2 protein-coding genes are annotated in these 2186 nt (G+C 38.0%); both read right to left on the bottom strand.

Features of this window, described 5'->3' with window-relative positions; translation table 11 throughout:
* Positions 1–175 precede the first annotated feature (175 nt).
* Positions 176–709: a DUF1287 domain-containing protein gene (locus JK188_RS17135; protein ID WP_249215533.1), complete on the bottom strand. Its 534-nt coding sequence runs from the start codon at positions 707–709 to the stop codon at positions 176–178.
* 116 nt (positions 710–825) lie between these two features.
* On the bottom strand, positions 826–1617 hold the full coding sequence (locus JK188_RS17130) for an endonuclease/exonuclease/phosphatase family protein (RefSeq protein WP_211887698.1): 792 nt from the start codon (positions 1615–1617) through the stop codon (positions 826–828).
* Positions 1618–2186: the final 569 nt, after the last annotated feature.

Here is a 2186-nt window from a genome sequence, read left to right as displayed (position 1 = left end):
AGTAAATATAGTTTAATACCAATAACAACCAATACAATAAATTGCATATAATTCGAAAATTAACAAAAAAAATTAATCACTTTGAGATATTAAAGTACTTTCTCCGGTAAAAGAAAAGTGACTCATTCATAAATGATAAAATAAAATTCCATTACAACTCATTGAAATAAAAATATTAATATGAATAATGCCCAACTATCTTCCATTTAAACAAGACGTCCTCAGCGACTTGTCCATATCCAATATTGTGCATCACTAAGTAATAATGGCTATTTGATGCTTTGATGGATGTCACAATTCCTATATGTGGACGACCGTTATCTAAACGCCATGAAACAATATCGCCGGGCAAATAATCCTCCCCTTTTAACGTAATAGGTTTAACAGTACCTTTTCGAGCAAAAAAGGTTTCTAAGTTAGGAACTCGCCGATGATCAATATTGGTATCAGGCTTACGAAGCCCCCACATTTTTTGGCTTGGATACTGGCTAAAGTTTTTCTTTATATCTTCATGAAGCTGTTTTTGAAGATCAATACCCAACTTACGATAACTGCGTATCACAACATCAGAACAGACACCATAATGGCTGGGAACATCCCCATTGGGGTAATCTATTTGGCGATAAGATGAATCATAAACAACAAGGCGAGGTAATTGTTCGGCTTGTTTTGCCAACTCAAGGTTACTTTTTCCTAATGCATAGGGCATGCAAAATAGTAAAGCGATAGATAGTAATCGTTTCAAGGTATGAATCCCCATAAAATAGAGAATAAAATCTACAATAATTACAGGGATAAATAAGGTGGGATAATCTTAAAAAGGTATTAATTAGTTAATTTAAATTGGGTAATGATAGGATTATGATCTGACGCATCTGTCTGTAATACGTGGCTTTCCTTCAGTTTTAAGCCGCGGTAAAACATAAAGTCTAATGGACGACCAAAAGCTTTTGTTCGTAAATCTAAATCGTAGAGAACTTCCTTCAAGCCAACTGAACGAATAAAGCGTTTCAATGCATTTACTCGCTGACGGCTCCATGCATTAAAGTCCCCCGCGAGAATAACGGGACCGACATGTTTGCTAATATGAGAACCTAATTTGCTCAATTGCTTCGTATATACATCAACCCCAAAACTAAAGTTGATTGCATGTACATTAGCGACCATTAAGTGCTTACCATTAGGCAATGGATAAACCGTGATCAAAGCCGACTTAGCTAGACGTAATAGCGGCTCTTTTTCTCGTAATGGACAACAATAAATAGGGTGAGCTGTCGCGAGAGTCATTACCCCTGATGGATGAGGAGAAAAAGGTAAGGCAGGGACTTGATCAGCAATGAGTTGATGAGATGCCGCAAAATTAACTAACTCTGGGGACATTTGAGCTTCTTGAAGCAAGAGTAATTTCTTTTCTTTGACGAGCTCTGCTAACGTAGATTTCCAATTGGGTCGCTGCTGCTTATAAATATTCCAGCTAACCACATCAAGTGTTTCACCCGCAGGAAACAGAGGAAGACCAATAGGAAGAGAATCACCTAGCATATGGATTGGCATAGGCTGAATACGTTTTGCAGGCTCGCCCGCAATGTACCGAACAGAATAGGTTCTTTTAGCCACGTACCGGATTCCCTACGAAATTGATAACAACAGTATTATTGGTAACAACAGTATTGCTGCCGACTATGCTAGTTTAGCATTGGTTTGACTGACTCACGTACAGTATATCAAATATCTTACCGGTAATCTTACGGAACTTATTATTCCTTTTTGTGACCTTTCTAAGCCAGTCTGACTATCTCCATCAAATTCTCTATCATTCACCGTGATAAATATGCTAGATAATGGCTTAAAAAAGGAAAAAGGTGCGCGTAATAGAGACATTATTTGCTGTTTGATTAGGGCACAAAGCAGGTAAAATCCATATGACGGTCAATTTTCACTCAATATGTAAGATAACTTCATTACTGACAATGATTATTGATAATGAAAGCTCCGTTTATGGCGCGGGAGGCCTGAGAATATTCGATATTTTTGGGCAGTTAGCGAGTTAGCATCCCCGATTTACTCATGGTAAGGTAGTTTATGATATACCTTTCGGCGATTTCCATTTCCCCAAACGCAAAAAAGCCACCCAATGGGTGGCTTCTCGGCTAATTTAATGTCTGGCAGTTCCCTACTCTCACATG

The sequence above is a fragment of the Providencia sp. JGM181 genome (genome assembly GCF_018257375.1).
Taxonomy (GTDB): domain Bacteria; phylum Pseudomonadota; class Gammaproteobacteria; order Enterobacterales; family Enterobacteriaceae; genus Providencia; species Providencia lanzhouensis.
Note: the sequence above shows the minus strand (reverse complement) of the source record. Positions and strands in the feature narration are given on the sequence as shown.